This window comes from Pseudomonas sp. MDT2-39-1, assembly GCF_054898085.1.
On record NZ_CM142716.1, the window covers coordinates 3,625,085 to 3,646,721 of the forward strand.

The 21,637-nt window shown below is 59.6% G+C and carries 15 protein-coding genes; 12 read left to right on the forward strand and 3 right to left on the reverse strand.

Features of this window, described 5'->3' with window-relative positions:
- The first annotated feature begins 34 nt into the window (after window positions 1–34).
- The 4 genes from ACYZTM_RS17235 to ACYZTM_RS17250 all read left to right on the forward strand — a co-directional run bounded on the left by ACYZTM_RS17235 (window position 35) and on the right by ACYZTM_RS17250 (window position 7,641).
- Window positions 35–2,035, forward strand: a complete 2,001-nt coding sequence (locus ACYZTM_RS17235; protein WP_461983655.1) for a type VI secretion system Vgr family protein — start codon at window positions 35–37, stop codon at window positions 2,033–2,035.
- Window positions 2,032–2,898 carry a DUF4123 domain-containing protein gene (locus ACYZTM_RS17240; protein ID WP_131063391.1) on the forward strand — a complete coding sequence of 289 codons (867 nt, stop codon included), beginning with the start codon at window positions 2,032–2,034 and terminating at the stop codon, window positions 2,896–2,898. The genes ACYZTM_RS17235 and ACYZTM_RS17240 overlap by 4 nt, the downstream gene beginning before the upstream one ends.
- Window positions 2,895–6,527 (forward strand): toxin VasX, encoded by a 3,633-nt coding sequence (locus ACYZTM_RS17245; protein ID WP_461983658.1) that lies wholly within the window; start codon window positions 2,895–2,897, stop codon window positions 6,525–6,527. The genes ACYZTM_RS17240 and ACYZTM_RS17245 overlap by 4 nt, the downstream gene beginning before the upstream one ends.
- 229 nt (window positions 6,528–6,756) lie before the next feature.
- Window positions 6,757–7,641, forward strand: a complete 885-nt coding sequence (locus tag ACYZTM_RS17250) for a hypothetical protein (RefSeq protein WP_461983660.1) — start codon at window positions 6,757–6,759, stop codon at window positions 7,639–7,641.
- A 184-nt stretch (window positions 7,642–7,825) separates the two neighbouring features.
- Here the strand turns inward: ACYZTM_RS17250 and ACYZTM_RS17255 are convergent, their stop codons facing one another.
- Complete coding sequence (locus ACYZTM_RS17255) at window positions 7,826–8,545, reverse strand: EexN family lipoprotein (RefSeq protein ID WP_461983662.1); 720 nt, start codon at window positions 8,543–8,545, stop codon at window positions 7,826–7,828.
- A gap of 344 nt (window positions 8,546–8,889) precedes the next feature.
- On the opposite strand from ACYZTM_RS17255, the gene ACYZTM_RS17260 reads away from it, so the two are divergent.
- A complete protein-coding gene (locus ACYZTM_RS17260) occupies window positions 8,890–9,219 on the forward strand; it encodes a hypothetical protein (protein ID WP_461983664.1) in 330 nt (109 codons plus the stop codon).
- Window positions 9,220–9,319: 100 nt separating this feature from the next.
- Here ACYZTM_RS17260 and ACYZTM_RS17265 read toward each other — a convergent pair whose 3' ends face one another.
- Window positions 9,320–9,715: a DUF6124 family protein gene (locus ACYZTM_RS17265; protein ID WP_461983666.1), complete on the reverse strand. Its 396-nt coding sequence runs from the start codon at window positions 9,713–9,715 to the stop codon at window positions 9,320–9,322.
- 516 nt (window positions 9,716–10,231) lie between these two features.
- On the opposite strand from ACYZTM_RS17265, the gene pip reads away from it, so the two are divergent.
- The 7 genes from pip (at window position 10,232) to ACYZTM_RS17300 (ending at window position 19,178) form a co-directional block, all read left to right on the forward strand.
- Window positions 10,232–11,203: a prolyl aminopeptidase gene (gene pip, locus ACYZTM_RS17270; RefSeq protein ID WP_461983668.1), complete on the forward strand. Its 972-nt coding sequence runs from the start codon at window positions 10,232–10,234 to the stop codon at window positions 11,201–11,203.
- Entirely contained in the window at window positions 11,200–11,637 is a 438-nt protein-coding gene (gene dtd / locus ACYZTM_RS17275) for a D-aminoacyl-tRNA deacylase (protein WP_084322529.1), read from the forward strand. Before pip ends, dtd begins: the two co-directional genes overlap by 4 nt.
- A gap of 276 nt (window positions 11,638–11,913) precedes the next feature.
- Window positions 11,914–13,746 (forward strand): glucan biosynthesis protein G, encoded by a 1,833-nt coding sequence (locus ACYZTM_RS17280; RefSeq protein WP_461983671.1) that lies wholly within the window; start codon window positions 11,914–11,916, stop codon window positions 13,744–13,746.
- Window positions 13,739–16,309 (forward strand): glucans biosynthesis glucosyltransferase MdoH, encoded by a 2,571-nt coding sequence (gene mdoH, locus ACYZTM_RS17285; protein WP_131063385.1) that lies wholly within the window; start codon window positions 13,739–13,741, stop codon window positions 16,307–16,309. The genes ACYZTM_RS17280 and mdoH overlap by 8 nt, the downstream gene beginning before the upstream one ends.
- Before the next feature lie 247 nt (window positions 16,310–16,556).
- A complete protein-coding gene (locus ACYZTM_RS17290; RefSeq protein ID WP_131063394.1) occupies window positions 16,557–17,354 on the forward strand; it encodes a transporter substrate-binding domain-containing protein in 798 nt (265 codons plus the stop codon).
- A gap of 137 nt (window positions 17,355–17,491) precedes the next feature.
- The gene (locus ACYZTM_RS17295) at window positions 17,492–18,451 is read left to right on the forward strand and encodes an amino acid ABC transporter permease (protein ID WP_461983674.1); all 960 of its coding nucleotides are present in this window, start codon (window positions 17,492–17,494) and stop codon (window positions 18,449–18,451) included.
- On the forward strand, window positions 18,444–19,178 hold the full coding sequence (locus ACYZTM_RS17300; protein WP_131063383.1) for an amino acid ABC transporter ATP-binding protein: 735 nt from the start codon (window positions 18,444–18,446) through the stop codon (window positions 19,176–19,178). Before ACYZTM_RS17295 ends, ACYZTM_RS17300 begins: the two co-directional genes overlap by 8 nt.
- Window positions 19,179–19,541: 363 nt before the next feature.
- Here the strand turns inward: ACYZTM_RS17300 and ACYZTM_RS17305 are convergent, their stop codons facing one another.
- Window positions 19,542–21,458: a methyl-accepting chemotaxis protein gene (locus tag ACYZTM_RS17305; RefSeq protein ID WP_461983676.1), complete on the reverse strand. Its 1,917-nt coding sequence runs from the start codon at window positions 21,456–21,458 to the stop codon at window positions 19,542–19,544.
- Between the last annotated feature and the right edge of the window lie 179 nt (window positions 21,459–21,637).

The window sequence follows — 21,637 nt, forward strand, 5'->3', positions numbered from 1 at the left end:
TCCCGTGCCTTCAAATAGACACAGGGACATGTGGATGCTCAGCGATGCCAAGCAGGTCGCTTTCAAACTCGACATTGACGGTTTTTCCCACGACCTTCAGGTACTCGAATTCCGCGCCAAGGAAGCGCTTAACCAGCCCTACGAAGTCAAACTCGAACTGGTCAGCGAACGCCCTGACCTGGACCTCGAGTCTCTGCTGCATCGCTCGGCTTTTCTGAGCTTCGGTCCTGACGGTTCCGGCATTCACGGGCAGGTCTATCGAATCGCCCAAGGTGATTCAGGCAAACGACTGACCCGCTATCAGATGACCCTGGTGCCCCAACTCGCCTACCTCACCCACAGCCACAATCAGCGTATTTTTCAGCACCAGAGCGCGCCGCAGATCATTGCAAAAGTACTGAAAGACCAGGGAATGCAGTCCGATGCCTGGCGCTTCCAACTAAGCGCCGAGTATCGGCCACGGCTCTATTGCGTGCAGTACGAGACCGGACTGCATTTCCTCCAAAGGTTGTGTGAGGAAGAAGGCCTGCACTTTCATTTCGAGCACAGCCCCGACGGACATGTGCTGGTGTTCGGCGACGATCAAACCAGCTTCTCGAAACCCTCCCAGTCAACCGCGTACATGCCAGGCAGTGGCATGGTCGCCGAAGCGCCGGTGATCGACCGTTTCAAGTTGCGACTGGAAACCCGCCCGACCCATGTCAGCCGTCGAGATTACGACTTCGAGAAACCGCGCCTGCAACTCGACAGCGAGACTAAAAGTCCGCTGCTGCCACACCTTGAGGATTATGCCTTCCCAGGGCAGTTCACCCATCGTGAACGCGGTAAACATCTGTCTGATCGAGCCCTGGAACGCCACCGTGCCGATTACCAGCTAGCCGAAGGGCGCAGCGATCAGTGCGCCATGCGCTGCGGCCATTTCGTCGACATGTCCGAACACCCCCGCGCTGACTGGAATGGCCTGTGGCTTCTGACTGAAGTCGAACATGTTGGCATGCAACCCCAAGTGCTTGAGGAGTCGATCACCGATGCCAGTCCGCAGGACGGTTTCAGTCAGGGCTACCGTAACCACTTCGTCGCGACACCTTGGGACGTCCTGTTCAGGCCGGCTCTTGAACACGCCAAGCCGCGAATAACGGGCAACCAGCATGCCATCGTCACAGGCCCGCCCGGCGAAGAGATCTACTGCGACGAATACGGTCGGGTCAAGGTTCAACTGCCGTGGGACCGAGAAGGTCAGCACAACGAACAATCGAGCTGCTGGCTTCGGGTCGCTACTGGTTGGGCCCATGACCGTTATGGCAGCGTGCTGATCCCGCGGGTCGGCATGGAAGTGCTGGTGGGATTCACCGACGGCGATCCCGACAAACCCTTCGTCCTTGGCTGCATGCCCAACGCCTCAACCCCGGTGCCACTGGATCTGCCGGCTGAGCACACCCGCAGCATTTTCCGCAGCCAGAGCAGTCCCGGTGGCGGCGGTTACAACGAGTTGCGCATCGAGGACAAAAAGGGCGCCGAGGAAATTGCCCTGCGTGCCCAGCGCGATTTCGTCCAGCTCGTGCTCAACGACGAACGCCTTCAAGTCGACAACCAGCGCACCGTGGTCATCGGCGGGGTTGCCAGCCACGACCTGCGCGGTGAAGAACATCACCTGACCCACGGCAACCGCCTAACAGAACTCAAGCAGGACGATCATCTGTTGGTTCACGGCGACCGCCACGTCCGAACCACCAATCACCTGCTCAATGCCACCCAGCACATTCACCTGAGCGCCGGGCAACAAGTCGTCATCGATGGCGGCGCGCGCCTGTCAGTTCAGGCGGGCGGTCACTGGCTGACGCTGGGGCCGGAAGGCATTTTCAGCAGCGTGCCAATTCTAGTGGGCGGTGCCCCGGCCGTGGGTCTACCCGCCGAGCCTCTGATGCCGGGCGCCTTGCCCCTGCTGAAAGTGACGTTCGATGCGGTCCAGCAGCGCCATGCGTTGATTTCAACCCGCGCCTCGCGCTGCCTGATTTGTGAGGCAGCCCAAGCATGAACCTCTCGACCTCTCTGCCTGAAAACCTGCCATGGAACGAGCAACAGGCTTTCCTGTTGCTGGACGGTGCGACCTTGAGCGATTTGCCGGAACGCTTGAAACAACTGAGTCCCGGCGCCACCACCGTCGCGCTGTATGACTGCCCGTCGTTCACTGCGCTGCGGGATATATCACCGCTGTTGGTGGCCGTTCAACAACCTGACGAGCCACTCGTTCAGTTCTATCTGCAGCAGGCGCATGAAGAGTGGGGCGTGCTGTTGTTTAGCACCGCGCCTGCGCATGACGTCGCTCAGCATTTGCGCAAACTGCTGACAGTTGAATTGCCAGAGGGGTTGCCGGTCTTGCTGCGACTGGCAGACGCCGCCGTAGCGCGAATCCTGTTCGGTAGCGGCGATCAGCGATTGTTTGGGTCTCTGTCCTGTGTGGTAACCGCCGACGGTGTCGAGGTTAATTGGCAACAGCACCAACCTCGGCTGGCCGAGTGCCCTGAATTGCTAACGCCCTATCGCCTGAGCGCTGAACAGAATTCTGCGCTGGACCACGCTGATCGGCGCCGCGTATTGCTCGAACTCGACGCTCATCTGCTCACGCATTTCCCCGAACGCCTTCGCGGCGAAAGCGTGTCTGAACGTTGGCCAATGCTGGAACAACTGGAGGCTGAGGCCAGCGCGCTGGGTTTGAGCAGCCAGTCCGAATTGTTTTATTACGCCAACGTCATGGCCTCGCTGGATGGCTCATCGCTCGATCAGCACCCGCACATCAACCGATTGCTGCATACGCCGTCGCTGCAATCCCCCGGCGAGCGCGTGGCGCTGGCCGCTGACCTCGCCCACCAGTGGGCCAGCCAACGAGGCCACCCATGACTTCACCCGCCAACCTCGCCGCAGCTGCGGCATCCAAATCGCCCATTGGCTCTTTGGGTGCCTGCCCCTTGCGCCAAACCCACGTGCAACTGCTGCCTTTGCGTTATGGGCTGGTGGAAAAGCCCGTCGACCCGAGTGCCGAACTGAAGCTGCCGTATGCCCTGACGACCCGCCCGCTGGGCATTCGCATGCTGCGCGATGGCTGGTTGTACGTCATCGACAGCGTGACCGGCCATCTCCACGAGTATCAAGTACTCAACGGACTGGTCAGCGCCTTGCTGCACAAGGGCGCCAAGGTTGCCGGCGATCAGCGCACGCCCATCGAAGAGCGTCCTGCACTGGTGTTTTCAAGACGCAGCACCCTGCATGTGACCTTCGCCGAAGTGCAGTGGACGGCGGCCAAATGCACGCAAGTGCTCGACAGCCGTGAGGAACGCGAACACTTCATGCAAGCCGTCGATCTCGGCCCGGTGCATTGCCAAACTGGCGGCGAACACCTACTGACGGTCGCGCAAGGCAAACAGTGGCTGGCGGAGATTGCGACCGATCCGGCCCGGCAGGCGCAAGCCGCACAAGACCGTACGGAACAGGAAGCCGAGTCGCCATCGGACGCCGTTCTATTGCCGACCGTGCAGGTCAGCGATGCCCCCGCGCACGAACGTGAACTCTATTTGTGGGAGCAGCCGCGGCGCTTTCGCGAGGCGCACATCGGCGAGTTGCTCGGACGGGTGCGCCCGGCCTATCAGGACGACACGCTGTTCCTTGTGGTGCAGGATGACCTCGGCGTGCTGCGCGATCTGGCCGACTATCAGGACACTGTGGTCGGCTGGGTCGACGACTGGAGCAATACCGACCACAACGAACGCGATTACCTGTTGGCTTGCTACATCGAATCCTTGAGCCGGCTCAGTCCCGGGGATATCGGCAATCTGGTCGACGCCAGCGACGATCCGCGAGTCCAGGCGCTTTTTGGCGATCTGGAGCAGTTGCCCGAACCGGATCGGGAGCACACCCGCAAAGCCTTGCTGGATTACCTGAACAAGGGCGGCAAGGTCGAGTCGCTGGACGCTCCCGTGCCCCCGGCGCTGGAGCAAGCACGCAAAGAGGCGCATGCCGAAGCGTTCAAACTCGCCAAGTACCAGGGCGCCACACCCGACTTCACCGCCCATCGCCGCGCCAGTGACGAGGCAGACCGCCGTTACTACACGCGCCAACATTTCAAGGTCGCCCCCGACGATTTCGTCGAACGTCACCTCGATACCTTGGTAAAACTCGGCCGAGAGCAAAACAAACGCATCATCGATGTGCTCGAAGGCTCCAGTTTCAGTGGCAAACGCGGGGTCAACGATTTGATCGACCGCCCGGCCATGGACGCGGCGCTGTTTCAGCATCGCGACGACCTTGGCCGCTGGAACCGCTTGCTCGAGCGCATCACCGCTGACCGCACCATGCTGGTGGGTGCCGGACGCTTCCATCGCTCGGCCTGGTATTACGACGCGCAGGATCAACAGCAACTCCACCAGGCCTTCACCACCGAATACGCCTGCCTCAAGGACATCTGCCGCAGCGATCACGCCAGCGAAATCCTCCTCGGTTATCTGGAGAAACACCCGGAACTGACCCGACCACTGTTCTACACCTTGCCCCTGCGCCTCCTGCCGGAACGGGCCGCGCAATACGCCACGTTGTTCAACGCCGGCATGGGGGTGTTTAACAACCTGCCGCACTGGCTGGGCGAGTTGCAGAAAATCGAACAACCGCACTTGCCGGCCCTCGACGATCTGCCCGAGCACACCCGCGCCGTCGCTGACGCGGCCCAGCACAGCCTCAGCCCGGCGCTGAACCTGGGTCTGAGTCGGGCGCTGGAAGGCTTCGATCTGGCGGGAGAGAAAATCCCCGACCTCGACGAACTGTTCCTGCGCCTGCCCAAAGCCTTGTTGCCACGCATACTCGATGCGGCGAAAACCACCGGGGTGACCTTTACTGTCGCCAGCCCGGCGGAACACGCGGCGCTGCAAACCAACCTCAAGGAACTGCTCAGGGAGCGCGACTACCTGAAAACCCTGACCCGTGAACGTAACCAGCTCACCCACAACAAAAACCGCCAGGGGCACAAGACGCCACGGGCGGTGGAGTTGCAGGGTGAGATCGTGCGGGTGCGCGGGCAGTTGACGCAACTTGAAGGCCGATTGGCCGGGGCGCTGAGCCCGATTGCGGAGTTGCCGGATCAGTCGGTGCGCCTGTACGGCGCGACGCCGGCTCGGGCGGGGGTGACGGTGGTGTTTCCACCGGCGCAGCAGTTGGAGGTGCGGAGTTTGTTGAAGGACATTCGGCTGGGGGTTCAGAGTGTGCCGAATGCGAAGTTGATTCGGAGCGAGGGGATGGGGTTGTTGGTGTTTTTGGTGCAGGGGGTGAATTTGGTTTCGGTGTATCGAGAGATGATGAATCAGACCAAAAATCCCAAGAAACGGGCCGAGTTCTTTGCCGCGTTTGCCGCTACGGGTGCCGCGGGATTTACGGCGGCGCAAAGTCTGGCAGATACCGCTCTGAAGGCGCGTAGCACGGAACTCGTTGCCGGACTTCAACACCATGCTTTGCAGAATGTGCAGGTGCAGATGGGCAAGATGCATGTTGGACTGGGTTTCTTTACCTACCTTTTTGGTTTTGTGTCATCTCTGTCCAGCTTCAATTCCCAACAGCAGAAATGGCAGCAGGCGACGCGTACCGGAGATCGCTCGGCACAAACTAGTGCGGCGCTTGCCACACTGGGTGCAGGCGGCATGACGGCTGCTAATGCCTATGGCCTAAACCATACTGTCCGCGCTACTTTCAAAGTACTGACAGCACGGGGTGCGGCAGCAAGAACAGCGGCCTGGGGCGCGGCAGGTACACGTCTCTCCACGGTGTTCTTCCGCTTCAATCTGGCCGGCGCCCTGTTTACCATTTTGGAGTTGGGCGGAACCTGGCTGTACAACCGTTACAACATCAGTGCCCATGATAAATGGCTGAAAACCACACCCTGGAGCTTGGACACCGATCATCGCGGCGACCATACCCTGGATGAATATCAGCGTTATCTGGCCTATTTGCTGAACGCTCCGTATACGCAACTGGGCCTGAACGAGCATGATTCGTGGCTGAAAAACTTGCTGCTAAAAGCCAAGCCCAGCGATATTCACTTGGTGCTGCCAAGGCTCAAGCTCAGCGATTTCCAGCCACCGTTGAGTGGACAACCGGCTCATCGCCTGGGGATCGGCGCCCACAGCATTGCCATTCCTCTCCACAGCCGTGGCACGCCGCGAGAGCGCAAGGACGTCATTAGTCAGGAAGTCGCAAACAGCCTGCGCATCGTACAAACAGGACCCGATCGGCTGGTGCTGTGCCTGCAATATCCCGTGGATCCTGACTCTGAATTTACCCCGGCGTCCGAAACGTTGGAGCTGGCCGTCTGCATACAGACCTTGAACGCCAAGGGGGTGTGGGAATCGCTGACTGACGTTATTCACCTCAACCCGCGCGGTAAGGGCCATTTTCCTTCGTTGCCCCGTCAATCCGTTACCAAGCATCCACCGCTGTTGCTGGTTGAAACCCATCTGCTGGAGCTGGCCGACCATGCCCACCAAGATTGATATACCTCTGCCTTCCCCGCACCTTGAGCAATCCCGCAAGGCTGGCGATGTCGAACCGTTTCCCAGTGGGAGAATCACCTATCTGGCGCCATTGCCATTGCCGACATCGCTGCCGCCGCTTGGCCCTCATATCGGGGAATTAAATGAGGTGTACATGGACTTCGGGTTGGGTTCGCCGCAGATATTTTCATGGCAGGTCATATTAGGTGGGCCATTTAGCGGCACTTTAATGCTCGCTTTTCTACCTCCAATGCTTGCTGCGTTCCTCGGGGTTGTGTTCGGTTACAACCAAGTAGAAATCTGGGACTCGATACTCGGCGTGTTTGATGAAAGCTATGGCTACGCGCTAGTAGGTGGCTTTTGCTCTCTACTCATCGGCCTCGGCGTCTGGCACCACAACCACAAAAAACGCCTCCACATCATCCCCACCCGCTTCAACCGCCAACGCCGTGAAGTCTGCTTCATGCCCGAAGACACCACCGAACCCGTGTTCGTCCCCTGGGAATCCCTCTCCGCCTGGGTCATCGAAGCCCAAGGCGCCACCCAGTACGGCATCCACCGCCAATACGGCATGGGCATCGGTTTCCAGCACGGCGAGACCCTGACCAGCGTTGAGTTCCCCTGTTTCGGTCTTTCCCTGGCCATCAGCCACTGGGAAGCGATTCGCGGCTACATGGAATACGAAATCCACGATCTCAAATCCATTCAGGACCCGCTAGACCTGCAAGGCCCCGACGATCCACCCCACGAAGGCCTGCACACCTTCCACAACGCCCGCGCGCGTATGCATCAGCAGATCCGCGACGGCCAACGTGGTCGAGTGTCCGGCTTCTTCTGGTACCTGTACCACGTCATGACGCTGTGGACGATTCCCAACCACCTGACCGAATGGGAAGTCCGCCGCCTCCAGAAAAAGGCCCCGCACGCCTTGCCCGAAGTGATGCGCCAATGGTCCGAGCCATTACCGAAGGAACAATGGGCCAAGCCGAGCGAAGAACTGCTGCGCCTGAGCGATCAGGTCCGACAGCTGCATAAACGCCAACCTCGCCGACCAATTACCGAGATCTTTGCTGAAGTGCAGCGCTTGAATCCGACGGACAAACGCCACGCATGAAGTGTTTTGGCTACGTGTATACGCGCAGACCTTAAACACCAATGGTGCGTGTGTTTCCCGAACTCACGTCATTCGCCTAAGTCCCTGCAGTGAGGGTCGTATCTCTATATTAAGTAAGCAACGCGGCTCGTTAGCCGGCTTATCTAAACGCGGATCGAAGTCGGCAATGAGTACAGCCGGCGCATTATGGAGTTAGAGGTTTGTGTTCAATGGCCAGCGGGGGGGGAGCGACTTCTTTGACCACTCGTTTATGGAGCACGACTGGCTCCAGTCCAGGGAGAGACTTGCCCGCCGGAACCGCTTGCTCAAGCGCAATGCCGCGGGCTTCACGATGCTGGCGTATGTCGGGCGGCACCGGCGTTGGCAGTGGAGATATAGCGCGCAGGATCCGCGTCAACTCAGACATGGTCTCGCCACTGAATGCGTCAGCCCCGCCCCTCACATACAGGTTCATTCCGGCTCGAGTAGCTTTAAAACAGGCGGGGTCAAACTCTACATCTCCATTCCCTATACTTATTTTGCACTCCTTGAGTTTCGCTTGTCGTGCATGACGATTGCGCTCATACCATTGGATAGTTCTGAGGTTCTCAGGCGTATTTATTGCATCCTCCAAGTTTTTTTCTTCTTCACGTATGCTTAGCCTCATACTCCTGGTTTCAGATGCAAATCGTGCATTAGCGCACCATGTGTGGTGCGGCATAGGGTTGTATCTTGTTGAGTTGTTACAGCTTCTTAGCGTTCGATATATCTCGGATGGATTATCGACAAACCATTCAACTGTCGGTGCTTTGTCGTCCCCGCATCCAGCTAGTACAAAAGAGGAAATCAATAAAACAGAGAGTCTTACACTCTTTCCTGTAGGTGCTGACAAGTAAATTGGCGTTGGTGTGTTGGGATTGCTCATGCCGGTCATCACTCTTAAAAACGGCGACTTTGGCAAGCCAGCCAAGTTAAAGATGCAGGGGGACTCCACTTTTCATGTAGGTTGTTTCCGAATCTTTCTGCAACCTACTAACCAGCTTTTTAGTCCTACTCATCGGGCCTGGTGTCTGGCGCCTCAACCACAATTAGCGCTCGGCCATCACCCCTGCTTCGGCCTGCCATCGCCATCAGCCACTGGGAAGCCATCCGCGGCTACATGGAATACGAAATCCACGACCTCAAATCCATCCAGGACCCGCTAGACCTGCAAGGTCCGAATGACCGCCCCACGAAGGCCTGCACACCTTCCACAACGCCCGGGCGCGTATGCATCAGCAAATCCGCGACGGCCAACGGGGTCGAGTGTCCAGCTTCTTCTGGTACCTGTATCACGTCATGACGCTGTGGACGATTCCCAACCACCTGACCGAATGGGAAATCCGTCGCCTCCAGAAACTGGGCCCTCAGGCCATGCCCGAAGTGATGCGCCAATGGTCCGAACCGCTGCCGAAAGAGCAATGGGCCAAGCCAAGCGAAGAACTGTTGCGCCTGAGCGCACAGGTCCGCGCCCTGCACAAACGCCAACCGCGACGCCCGATCACCGAGATTTTTGCCGAAGTGCAGCGCTTGTATCCGACGGACAAACGTCGCGCATGAGCTGTCCGTAACACGCACCGACTTCCCGCGTAGCGGGTGAGCGGGATAAAAAAATGGGCACACCAACGAGGTTGGGTGCCCATTTTTTATGCCTGACGAATCAGCTGACTCGATTTTGTTGCTTGGCGAGTATCGCTGCCATTTCCGGCTCATCCAGATGATCCAGCGCTCGCTCCACCATCAAATGCACCCCGTCGGTCATCCGGCTGAGCGCCAGGGCTACGGAGCGGCGGGAACCGTCCACATCGTCGGCGAGGTTGGCGGCGATGGCGCTGATGGACAGCAAATCTTCCGAGGCATTGGCGAGAAGGGTTTCAGGGTTGATGCCCGGGCAGACGCTGAAGAGCTGGCCGTTGCGTTTCGGTGGTTTGGGGTCGGCTGGCGGGAAGTGATGGTCGAGGGCGCGCTCGGCGGCTTCGTTGAGTTTGTTTGAATCGGGGCTTTCGTAGGGAGAAGCTGGATCGGTGTCTGGTGGGTTGGGTGTGACCTTGAACATATTCAATTCTCCAACAACGTGGAGCCGTCACCGAATCGCTGCTAAACGCAGGGTGGCAGCTGTGCGCAGGTTAGCAGACCGGTGGAGACGAATCCGGCGCGCCCGAGGGCGCCCTGCGCACAGCTACCAAGAAGTGCAGGCATGAAATGGCCTGACTGTCTGGATGCAGATGCGCTTCGTCAAGACGGGCTGCTAAACCCGATCATTGATGGGCAGTGACAGGAACCAAGTTACCGACCGCCCCCAAGGCGCACAAGCCGGCGGATTCTGGCGTAGCCGTAGGCAACGACGCAAGGTGTTGTAGCTTGCAGGAAGTAACCTTGAGGCGTTTTAAACAAATGCTGTCTAGCGGTGTTTGACTTCCGAAATGTTGGCAAGAACGAGTCTGAAAAAACGGGCTGAAAAACTCTGACTCCGCAAGGGCATGCTCATTGGCGTAATTCGGGTTTATGATGCCGGACGGCAGAATAATAGAAGTCCCCCCAGGGATGACCTCGACCCCTTACGGAGCGCGCAATGCAGACTTTGTACCCGCAGATCAAACCCCACGCCCGGCACGATCTGGCCGTCGATGACACTCACACCCTGTATGTCGACGAAAGCGGTTCACCGGAAGGTTTGCCGGTGGTGTTCATCCACGGCGGCCCCGGCGCCGGGTGTGATGCCCAGAGTCGCCGGTACTTCGATCCGAACCTGTACCGCATCGTGACCTTCGACCAGCGCGGTTGCGGTCGCTCCACGCCCCATGCCAGCCTCGAAAACAACACCACCTGGGATCTGGTCGCCGACCTTGAGCGGATTCGCAAACACCTGGGCATCGAAAAATGGGTGTTGTTTGGCGGCTCCTGGGGCTCGACCCTGGCGCTGGCCTACGCGCAAACCCATCCGGAGCGCGTACACGGTCTTATTCTGCGCGGGATTTTTCTCTGCCGCCCACAGGAAATCGAGTGGTTCTACCAGTGTGGCGCCAGCCGTCTGTTCCCCGATTACTGGCAGGACTACGTCGCGCCCATTCCACTGGACGAGCGCGGCGACTTGCTCAGCGCTTTCCACAAGCGTCTGACCGGCAACGATCAGATCGCCCAGATGCACGTGGCCAAGGCCTGGTCCACCTGGGAAGGCCGGACCGCGACCTTGCGTCCGAACCCGCTGGTGGTCGATCGCTTCTCCGAGCCGCAACGCGCGTTGTCCATCGCACGCATCGAATGTCACTACTTCACCAACAATGCCTTCCTTGAGCCGAACCAGCTGATTCGCGACATGGACAAGATCGCCCATTTGCCAGGCGTGATCGTCCACGGTCGTTATGACGTGATCTGCCCACTGGATAATGCCTGGGAACTGCATCAAGCCTGGCCGAACAGCGAACTCCAGGTGATCCGCGACGCTGGCCACGCTGCGTCCGAGCCGGGTATCACCGATGCGCTGGTACGGGCCGCCAGCCAGATGGCTCGCCGCTTGCTCGACCTGCCGCCCGAAGAAGCATGAAGGGCCTGCTGCAACGCGTGCGTGGCGCGCGAGTCGAGGTAGCGGGAGAGGTGGTGGGGGCGGTGGATCAGGGGTTGTTGGTGCTAGTGGCGGTCGAACCCGAGGATACTCGCGCCAGCGCCGACAAACTTCTGCATAAACTGCTTAACTATCGAGTATTCAGTGACGCCGAGGGCAAGATGAATCTGTCCCTGGCGGATGTAGGCGGTGGGTTGCTGCTGGTCTCACAGTTCACCCTGGCCGCCGATACCAAGAGCGGGTTGCGCCCGAGTTTTTCGACCGCTGCCCCTCCGGCCCTGGGCGAGGAACTTTTCGACTATCTATTAGGCAAAGCGAAACAGGTGCATGGCACTGTGGCATCAGGTAGATTCGGCGCGGATATGCAGGTGCACCTGGTCAATGATGGCCCGGTCACCTTCCTGTTACAGACGTGAAAGCCCTTGAAACATGTTTTTCAGGGCTTTTCGACTGAAAACAGGGGTTTTTCGCGATAAATACTTTGTTACCCCTGATGCGTTGTAACGCGGCCTACTAGATAATCGCGCGCTACGGGGATCAGCGTTCGTTGGTCCATTTTGACTTAGGTAGAGACTTGTCCGGGACCTGTTGGGGAATCATTTAGCCCCATGGGAGTCGGAACAATGCTCGCCAACCTGGCATATAGATAGCTGGCCGTTGGTTTTTTGATCTGTTTTCGGCGAGGGTTGCTCGTGATTGTTAGTCCCTGTAATGCACCAAATATGACTGCCAAACGGTTCCGAAGCGCTCTGGTAGCGGGCTCTGCACTGCTCTGCCTGCTCAGCGCCGGCCAGCTTTGGGCATTCAATCTGGATGATGTATCGGTCAAGGCAAAAGAGCTGGCCGGTCAAAAATACGAAGCCCCGCGCAGTAACCTGCCGAACGAATTCCGCGAAATGAAATTCGCGGACTATCAAAAAATTCGTTTCCGCACTGAAAAAGCCGAATGGGCCGATCAGAAGACCCCGTTCAAGCTTTCGTTCTATCACCAGGGCATGCATTTCGATACGCCGGTGAAAATCAACGAAATCACGGCCAACACCGTCGAAGAGATCAAATACGACCCAAGTCGTTTCGATTTCGGCGACGTGAAGTTCGATCCTAAAGCCACCGAACAACTGGGTTATGCCGGTTTCCGTGTGCTGTACCCGGTCAACAAGGCTGACAAACAAGACGAAATCATGACCATGCTCGGCGCGAGTTACTTCCGCGTTGTTGGCAAGGGTCACGTCTATGGCTTGTCCGCTCGCGGCATGGCCATCGATACCGCGTTGCCGTCCGGCGAAGAATTCCCGCGTTTCACCGAGTTCTGGATTCAACAGCCGAAACCGGGTGACAAGCACCTGGTGATCTTCGCCCTGCTGGATTCGCCACGCGCTACCGGTGCCTATCGCCTGACCCTGCGTCCGGGGAGCGACACCGTTGTCGACGTCAAGGCCAAGATGTACCTGCGTGACAAGGTCACCAAGCTTGGCGTTGCGCCGCTGACCAGCATGTTCCTGTTCGGCGCCAATCAGCCGTCGAAAGTGCTGAACTACCGTCGCGAACTGCACGACTCCAGCGGTCTGTCGATCCATGCCGGCAATGGCGAGTGGATCTGGCGTCCACTGAATAACCCGAAACACCTGTCGGTGAGCAACTTCGCCATCGAGAACCCGCGTGGCTTCGGCTTGCTGCAACGTGGCCGCGACTTCAGCCACTACGAAGACCTCGACGACCGCTACGACAAGCGTCCAAGTGCCTGGATCGAACCAGAAGGCGATTGGGGTAAGGGCTCCGTCGATCTGGTCGAGATTCCGACTGCCGACGAAACCAACGACAATATCGTTGCGTTCTGGAGTCCGGAAAAACTGCCTGAGCCTGGCCAGCCGCTGGACGTCGCTTATCGCATGCACTGGACCATCGACGAAGCCGCACTTCACGCACCGGACAGCGCCTGGGTCCAACAAACCCTGCGCTCCACAGGTGACGTGAAACAGTCCAACCTGATCCGTCAGCCGGACGGCAGCGTTGCCTATCTGGTGGACTTCGAAGGTCCGTCCCTTGCAGCACTGCCGGAAACTGCGGACGTTCGCAGCCAGGTCAGCGTTGGCGAGAATGCCGAGCTGGTCGAGAACAGCGTGCGCTACAACCCTGAAACCAAGGGCTGGCGCCTGACCCTGCGGATGAAAATCAAGGATCCGGGCAAGCCTACCGAGATGCGTGCAGCACTGGTCGAGAACATCGTGCCGGGCGACCTCTCCAAGACATCGCTTCCAGTCTCCAACTCTTCGGTTGCCAAGGCCGACAAAGTGGCCGCCAAGCAACAAGAGAAGGCGGACAAGGAAGCCAAGGAAGCCAAGGACGCCAAGCAAGCCGAAGCCAAGCAGGCCGACGCCAAGCCAGTTGCCGATACCAAGGACAAGGACAACAAAGACGCCAAGCAGCCTGTTGCTGCGGACGCGGCCCCAGCCACACCGGAATCGGCCTCGACTGAAGAAGTCCTGACCGAGACCTGGAGCTACCAGTTGCCTGCCGATGAGTAATTCTCAAGTTCAGCCAGAGACTCTTGCCGAGTATCTGGCGCATCTACCGATGACCGACCAGCAGCGCGCGGAACTCGCGGGCTGCCAGTCCTTCAGCGAGTTGCACCAGCGTCTGTCGTCTTCGACGTTTGACGCACCGGCCGAGGCTGCTCAAGCCTCGGTGGGCCGTCGCCTGACCCTGAACACCGCTGAAGAGCTGGAAGAAGCGGAAATGCTGGTGCTCGACGCCAGTGGTCGGGTTTGCCTCAAGGCCACCCCGCCGATCCGTCGGACCAAAGTCGTGCCGGAGCCGTGGCGCACCAACATTCTGGTGCGTGGCTGGCGTCGTCTGACCGGTCGCACCAATCCGCCGGCTCCGCCGAAGGACGAAAACGTGCTGCCGGCGGCTCGCTGGCGCACCGTCGGTTCGATCCGCCGCTACATTCTGCTGGTACTGATGCTCGGTCAGACCATCGTTGCCGGCTGGTACATGAAAGGCATCATGCCGTACCAGGGCTGGTCGTTCGTCGACCTGAACGAAGTCCTGCATCAGCCGTTCCTGCAAACTGTCACGCAAGTCCTGCCATATGCACTGCAAACCAGCATCCTGATTCTGTTCGGGATTCTGTTTTGCTGGGTATCGGCCGGTTTCTGGACCGCGCTGATGGGCTTCCTCGAGTTGCTCACCGGACACGACAAATACCGCATTTCCGGTAAAAGCGCCGGCGACGAGCCGATTCCCAGGGACGCTCGCACCGCACTGGTGATGCCGATCTGCAACGAAGACGTGCCACGGGTGTTTGCCGGTTTGCGGGCGACCTTCGAGTCGGTTGCGGCCACGGGTAACCTGGATCGCTTCGACTTCTTTGTCCTCAGCGACAGCAACGATGCCGATATCTGCGTTGCCGAGCAACAAGCCTGGCTGGACGTCTGCCGTGAAGCCAAGGGCTTCGGCAAGATTTTCTATCGCCGCCGTCGCCGTCGCGTTAAACGTAAAAGCGGCAACCTCGACGACTTCTGCCGTCGTTGGGGCGGTGACTACAAGTACATGGTCGTGCTCGACGCTGACTCCGTGATGAGTGGCGACTGCCTGACCAGTCTGGTGCGCTTGATGGAAGCCACGCCGGACGCCGGGATCATCCAGACCGCGCCGCGTGCGTCGGGCATGGACACGCTGTATGCGCGTATGCAGCAGTTTGCGACCCGTGTGTACGGTCCGCTGTTTACCGCCGGTCTGCACTTCTGGCAGTTGGGTGAATCCCACTACTGGGGCCACAACGCGATCATCCGCATGAAGCCGTTCATCGAGCACTGCGCCCTGGCGCCGCTGCCCGGTAAAGGTGCTTTCGCCGGTGCGATTCTGTCCCACGACTTCGTTGAAGCTGCGCTGATGCGCCGTGCCGGCTGGGGCGTGTGGATTGCCTACGATTTGCCGGGCAGCTATGAAGAACTGCCGCCGAACCTGCTGGACGAACTCAAGCGTGACCGTCGCTGGTGTCACGGCAACCTGATGAACTTCCGGCTGTTCCTGGTCAAGGGCATGCACCCGGTTCACCGTGCGGTGTTCCTGACGGGCGTGATGTCTTACTTGTCGGCGCCGTTGTGGTTCTTCTTTCTCGTGCTATCGACGGCGCTGCTGGCGGTCAACACGCTGATGGAGCCGCAGTACTTCCTTGAGCCCCGTCAGCTCTATCCGCTGTGGCCGCAATGGCACCCGGACAAGGCGATTGCACTGTTCTCGACGACGATCGTGCTGCTGTTCCTGCCGAAGCTGTTGAGCATCATCCTGATCTGGGCCAAGGGCGCGAAAGAGTTCGGTGGCAAGTTCAAGGTGACCTTGTCGATGCTGCTGGAGATGCTGTTCTCCATGCTGCTGGCGCCAGTGCGGATGATTTTCCACACCCGTTTCGTGCTCGCCGCGTTCCTCGGCTGGGCCGCGACCTGGAACTCACCGCAACGTGACGACGACTCCACACCATGGAGCGAAGCGGTCAAACGCCATGGCCCGCAAACTTTGCTGGGCTTCTTCTGGGCCCTGCTGGTGATCTGGCTGAACCCGAGCTTTCTCTGGTGGCTGGTGCCGATCGTCGGTTCGTTGATGCTGTCGATTCCGGTGTCGGTGATCTCCAGTCGAGTCGGCCTGGGCCTCAAGTCCCGTGACGAAAGCCTGTTCCTGATCCCTGAGGAATACAATCCGCCACAGGCATTGCTGGCAACCGACCAGTACACCCACGAAAACCGTTGGCATGCGCTGAACGACGGCTTCACCCGCGCGGTGGTGGATCCACAGCAGAACGCCTTGGCGTGCTCGCTGGCGACGTCGCGTCACGGTCAGGCCGAGCCGATCGAGTGGTTGCGGATCGAGCGGGTGCGCCACGCATTGAAAGTCGGGCCTGACGGTCTGAACAACAATGAGCGTGTGCAGCTGCTGAGCGATCCGGTGGCATTGGCTCGCTTGCATGAGCAGATCTGGAATGAAAGCCACCCCGAGTGGCTCGCCGCCTGGCGCAAATCGGTGAAAGCCGATCCCCATGCGCCGCTGCTACCGCTCAAACCACTGAGTGCGCAGCCTCAGTTGGCATAACGAAAAGCCCCGCGAAAGCGGGGTTTTTTTGCGCTGCTGATCGTTCCCACGCTCTGCGCGCAGAGCGTGGGAACGATCAGCGTTAGAGCAACAATTCCTGCTTAAACCCTTGTGCAAACGGACGAGTGCGTTAGCATCCGTCCCCGAATTGGTGCGCCCGGACTATTTTCTGTTCGTATCTGCCGGTTTCCCAAAGGAAACCCGCCGTTTGCGCGCCTCACAACGCAATGGTTTTGGGGACTTGATGATGAAGAAGTATCTGTCGATGCTGCTGGTCGGCGTCACGGCATTGGTTGCAGTCAGCGCGGCGCAGGCCGGTGCCATCGATGACGCGGTCAAGCGCGGCACGCTGAAAGTCGGCATGGACCCGACCTATATGCCATTCGAAATGACCAACAAGCGCGGCGAGATCATCGGTTTCGAAGTCGATATCCTCAAGGCCATGACCAAGGCCATGGGCGTCAAGCTGGAGCTGGTGTCCACCGGTTACGACGGCATCATTCCGGCCCTGCTGACTGACAAGTTCGACATGATCGGCAGCGGCATGACGCTGACCCAGGAGCGCAACCTGCGCCTGAACTTCAGCGAACCGTTCATCGTGGTGGGTCAGACCCTGCTGATCCGCAAGGAACTGGAAGGCACCATCAAGTCCTATAAAGACTTGAACACCGCCGACTACCGCATCACCTCCAAGCTCGGCACCACCGGAGAGATGGTCGCCAAGAAGCTGATCTCCAAAGCCAAGTACCACGGCTACGACAACGAGCAGGAAGCCGTGCTCGACGTGGTCAACGGCAAGGCCGACGCCTTCATCTACGACGCGCCGTACAACGTCGTGGCCGTGAACAAGGTCGGCGCCGGCAAACTGGTGTTCCTCGACAAGCCGTTCACCTATGAGCCTCTGGCTTTCGGCCTGAAGAAGGGTGATTACGACAGCATCAACTTCATCAACAACTTCCTGCACCAGATCCACAAAGACGGCACCTACGATCGCATCCATGACAAGTGGTTCAAAGACACCGCTTGGCAGAAGGACATGGAATAAGCGGCGGTCAGACTGACCGCGTCGCTTCAATCGCGAGCAGGCTCACTCCTACAGGGGAAGGCATTCCAATGTAGGCGCGAGGCTTGCCCGCGAAGACGGCTTTCCTAGCGACACAGAATTCGGAACCTTCAGACTCAATGAAACAGAAAAAAGCCCAATGGCCCTGGCACGTGTTGACCGTGCTGGTGCTGATCGGCCTGGCCGGCGCTTTGTATTACGCCACCTCGCTGATGTCCTACGAATGGCGCTGGAACCGCGTGCCGCAGTACTTCGCCTACCACGCCGAAGAATCCCAGCGCGCCGCCGACATCTCCACCGTCAGCGAACTGGTGCGCAAGGGCGACCAGGCTGAAGTGACCCTGCGCAACGACGCCGGTGCCGAGCAGCATCTGATCGTCGACGACAACAGCCTGCAAGTCGCCCAGGGCGATGATGTGGCCGAAGGCGACGTGATTGGCGTGACTCGTCATTGGGCTGCCGGACCGCTGATGTGGGGTCTTTGGACCACCTTGTGGCTGTCCGTGGTGTCGGGCGTGCTCGGCTTGCTGATCGGTCTGGCTACCGGCCTGTGCCGTCTGTCGAACAACCCGACCCTGCGTGATCTGTCGACGATATACGTCGAACTGGTGCGCGGTACGCCATTGCTGGTGCAGATTTTCATTTTCTACTTCTTCATCGGCACCGTGATGAACCTGTCGCGGGAATTTGCCGGGATCGCCGCGCTGTCGCTGTTCACGGGGGCCTATGTTGCGGAAATCATCCGCTCCGGCGTGCAGTCGATCGCCCGAGGCCAGAACGAAGCCGCGCGCTCCCTGGGCTTGAGCGCTGGCCAGTCGATGCGCCATGTGGTGCTGCCGCAAGCCTTGAAACGCGTTTTGCCGCCCCTGGCCGGGCAGTTCATCAGTCTGGTAAAGGACACCTCGCTGGTGTCGGTGATCGCGATTACCGAGCTACTGAAAAGCGGCCGGGAAGTCATCACCACCTCGTTCTCGCCGTTCGAAATCCTGTTCTGCGTGGCCGGTCTGTACTTGTTGATCAACCTGCCGCTGTCGAAAATCGCCAGCCGGCTTGAGCGGAGGCTCGCACAAAGTGATTGAAGTCCGCGATCTGGTAAAAGTCTTCGACACCCGTGGCCAGGTGGTGCGCGCGGTGGATAACGTCACCACGCACGTGGCCAAGGGCGAAGTGCTGGTGGTGATCGGCCCGTCCGGTTCCGGCAAGTCGACCTTCCTGCGTTGCCTCAACGGCCTGGAAGAATTCGATTCCGGTTCGGTGAGCATCGACGGCCTGCAACTGGCCGACCCGAAAACCGACGTGAATGCCTACCGCCGCGAAGTCGGCATGGTGTTCCAGCATTTCAACCTGTTCCCGCACATGACCGTGCTGGAAAACCTCTGTCTGGCCCAGAAAGTCGTGCGCAAGCGCGGAAAGAAAGAACGCGAGGCCAAGGCGTTGGCATTGCTGGAGAAGGTTGGAATTGCGCAGAAGGCCAACGAGTACCCGTCGCGCCTGTCCGGCGGTCAGCAACAGCGTGTCGCCATCGCCCGGGCATTGGCCATGGAACCCAAGGTCATGCTGTTCGACGAACCGACCTCGGCGCTTGATCCGGAAATGGTCGGCGAAGTGCTGGACGTGATGAAAACCCTGGCCGTGGAAGGCATGACCATGGTCTGCGTCACCCACGAAATGGGGTTTGCGCGGGAAGTGGCGGATCGGGTGCTGTTCTTCGATCACGGAAAATTGCTGGAAGATGCCTCGCCGGCCGAGTTCTTCGATGCGCCGAAGGATCCGCGGGCGCAGGCCTTCTTGCGCCAGGTTCTCTGACTTCAGCGCCTGTCCTGACGCCTTCGCGGGCAAGCCTCGCTCCTACGGTATTGTGTCGTGGCTCAATCGAGCGGTACACAAAGCCCTGTAGGAGCGTAATGCTGTTCACTTAAGCGCGGGCACTCATTTGTGGCGAGGGGATTCATCGAAACGTCGCACCGCCCCGTTCGGCTGCGAAGCAGTCGTAAATCCACACAACTCGGTCTGTCTGAACGGGCGCAGGGGGCCGCTTCGCAGCCGAACGGGGCGGTGCGACGTTTCGCTGAATCCCCTCGCCACAGGTTCTCGCTCGACTGATGATTGTCTTAAGTGAACAGCATTACTGTAGGAGCGAGGCTTGCCCGCGAAAGCATCACCTCGGTTTCAAACCTTGAACCGCCCAACCAGCATCTGAAGATGCGTCCCCAACCGTGCCAGTTCAACGCTGGAGGCCGCGGTCTCTTCACTGGCTGCCGAGGTCTGCTCAGACACGTCGCGCACGTTCAGCACGCTACGGTTGATCTCCTCGGCCACCGCGGTTTGCTGCTCGGCCGCCGCAGCGATCTGCTGGTTCATCGACTGAATCGCCGACACGGTGCGGGTGATGCTTTCCAGCGAGCTGCCGGCGCGGCGGGTCAGTTCGACGCTGCTGTCGGTCAGGCTGCGGCTGTTGTCCATGATGGTTGCCACTTGCTGGGTGCCGGTTTGCAGGCCGACGATCAGCTCTTCGATTTCCTCGGTGGACTTCTGGGTGCGCTGGGCCAGGCTGCGGACTTCGTCGGCGACCACCGCGAAACCGCGTCCGGCTTCACCGGCACGGGCGGCCTCAATCGCAGCGTTGAGTGCCAACAGGTTGGTTTGTTGGGCCACGGATTTGATCACGTCGAGCACGCTGCCGATTTTGTCGCTCTCGCGTTTGAGATCGCCCATGGCCGCGGTGGAATTACCGACTTCGAGGGCCAGGCGCTCGATCTGGGCGATGGCTTCGCCGACCACTTTGTCGCCTTCGCGAGCCTGTTGATCGGCGGCAACGGCGGCTTCAGAGGCTTCTTCGGCGTTACGCGCGACTTCCTGCACGGTGGCGGTCATTTCGTTCATTGCGGTCGCCACCTGGTCGGTCTCGACCTTCTGGCTGTTGACCCCGGCGCTGGTCTGCTCGGTCACGGCCGACAACTCTTCGGCGGCGCTGGCGATTTGCGTGACGCCATCGCTGATGCCACCGATCAGTTCGCGCAGGCCCAGGGTCATGCTCTGCATGGCGCGCTGGAGCTGGCCCAATTCGTCGCGACGCTCGGAAACAAGGTTTTGCGTAAGATCGCCAGCGGCCACGCGCTCGGCCACTTTGAGGGTCTGGTTCAACGGAACCACGATCTGGCGAGTGATTGCCCATGCCGCCAGCAAGCCAAACGCCACGGCCAGAACGGTGGCCATCAGCAGCAGGTTCTTGGCGTGCGCAGCGTCGGTGTCCCGGACGATGGTTTGCGAAACGGTGAGTTTTTTGCTGACGTCGAGCAGGATCTCGCCTTGCTCGGCCATGCGTTTGAGGGCGGCGGCGCTGGCAACCTGGGAGTCGCGGAACTGGCTGACGGCGGCGCGGTAGGCTTTGAGCGAATCGGTGGCCTGTTGCAGGTTGGCGATGTGCTGCTCCGGCAGTTTGGACGGCAGGCTTTCGAGGTTCTTCAGGGCGTTGTCGATGGCGTCCAGCGCCGGTTGCTCGGCCTCGGTCTTGCCGCTGTAGGTGTAGCCGCGAACCTGGAAGCGGGCCTGCTGAATCAGCTTGCTCAGGTCGATCACACTGTTGAAATCGGCGACGCTGTCGCCTTGCAGCATGGATTTTTCGACCTCGGCGACGCGGGCCACTGCGTTGTCGGCGGTCGCGCCCAGTTTGCTGCGGGCGTCTTCGCGGGTGGCGCCGGCCTGGGTCATCGCGATGAAGGCTTGCTTGTACTGGCCGACGGCGGCGAGTTGCTGCTCGATCATCGCCACGTCAGAAGGCTGTTCGATCAATTTGCGCGCGGTTTGCAGGCCGGCGTCGAGTCGGCTCAGCAGGTCGTTGACGGCGGCCGGGCCTTGTTCTCCGCGGCGCATGTCGTAGTCCATGCGGGCCAGGCGCAGGTCTTTGGTCAGGTCATTGAGACTGGCGATGAACCCGAGCTTGTCACCACGGCTCATCACGCCCGTCAGGCCGGTCCAGCCTGTAAAGGTGATCAGCAAGGTTAGCAGCAGCACCAGACCGAAGCCGATCCCCAGTTTGCGATTGACGCTTACGTTTCCCAGATTCTCGGCTAGCCAACGGTACATGCTGCTACTCCCTCGGACACTCATTGGTTTTATGGGAACTGTATCGGCAGGCGACGACTAATCTGTAGGCGCAACGCAATGTTCAGGCGAGTAAATACCTGTGGCGAGGGGACTTGTCGGACCGCCGCACCGCCCCGTTCGGCTGCGAAGCAGTCGCAAATAGGCAGATACGGTTTTGC

What these genes read in the sequence shown, in the direction of transcription:
- ACYZTM_RS17265 (WP_461983666.1), bottom strand. Translation starts at nt 9,715, where the DNA reads ATGTTCAAGGTCACACCCAACCCACCAGACACCGATCCAGCTTCTCCC.
- ACYZTM_RS17305 (WP_461983676.1), bottom strand. Translation starts at nt 21,458, where the DNA reads ATGTACCGTTGGCTAGCCGAGAATCTGGGAAACGTAAGCGTCAATCGC.
- ACYZTM_RS17240 (WP_131063391.1), top strand. Translation starts at nt 2,032, where the DNA reads ATGAACCTCTCGACCTCTCTGCCTGAAAACCTGCCATGGAACGAGCAA.
- ACYZTM_RS17255 (WP_461983662.1), bottom strand. Translation starts at nt 8,545, where the DNA reads ATGAGCAATCCCAACACACCAACGCCAATTTACTTGTCAGCACCTACA.
- ACYZTM_RS17250 (WP_461983660.1), top strand. Translation starts at nt 6,757, where the DNA reads ATGCTCGCTTTTCTACCTCCAATGCTTGCTGCGTTCCTCGGGGTTGTG.
- ACYZTM_RS17260 (WP_461983664.1), top strand. Translation starts at nt 8,890, where the DNA reads ATGCATCAGCAAATCCGCGACGGCCAACGGGGTCGAGTGTCCAGCTTC.
- pip (WP_461983668.1), top strand. Translation starts at nt 10,232, where the DNA reads ATGCAGACTTTGTACCCGCAGATCAAACCCCACGCCCGGCACGATCTG.
- ACYZTM_RS17235 (WP_461983655.1), top strand. Translation starts at nt 35, where the DNA reads ATGCTCAGCGATGCCAAGCAGGTCGCTTTCAAACTCGACATTGACGGT.
- ACYZTM_RS17290 (WP_131063394.1), top strand. Translation starts at nt 16,557, where the DNA reads ATGAAGAAGTATCTGTCGATGCTGCTGGTCGGCGTCACGGCATTGGTT.
- ACYZTM_RS17295 (WP_461983674.1), top strand. Translation starts at nt 17,492, where the DNA reads ATGAAACAGAAAAAAGCCCAATGGCCCTGGCACGTGTTGACCGTGCTG.
- ACYZTM_RS17245 (WP_461983658.1), top strand. Translation starts at nt 2,895, where the DNA reads ATGACTTCACCCGCCAACCTCGCCGCAGCTGCGGCATCCAAATCGCCC.
- dtd (WP_084322529.1), top strand. Translation starts at nt 11,200, where the DNA reads ATGAAGGGCCTGCTGCAACGCGTGCGTGGCGCGCGAGTCGAGGTAGCG.
- mdoH (WP_131063385.1), top strand. Translation starts at nt 13,739, where the DNA reads ATGAGTAATTCTCAAGTTCAGCCAGAGACTCTTGCCGAGTATCTGGCG.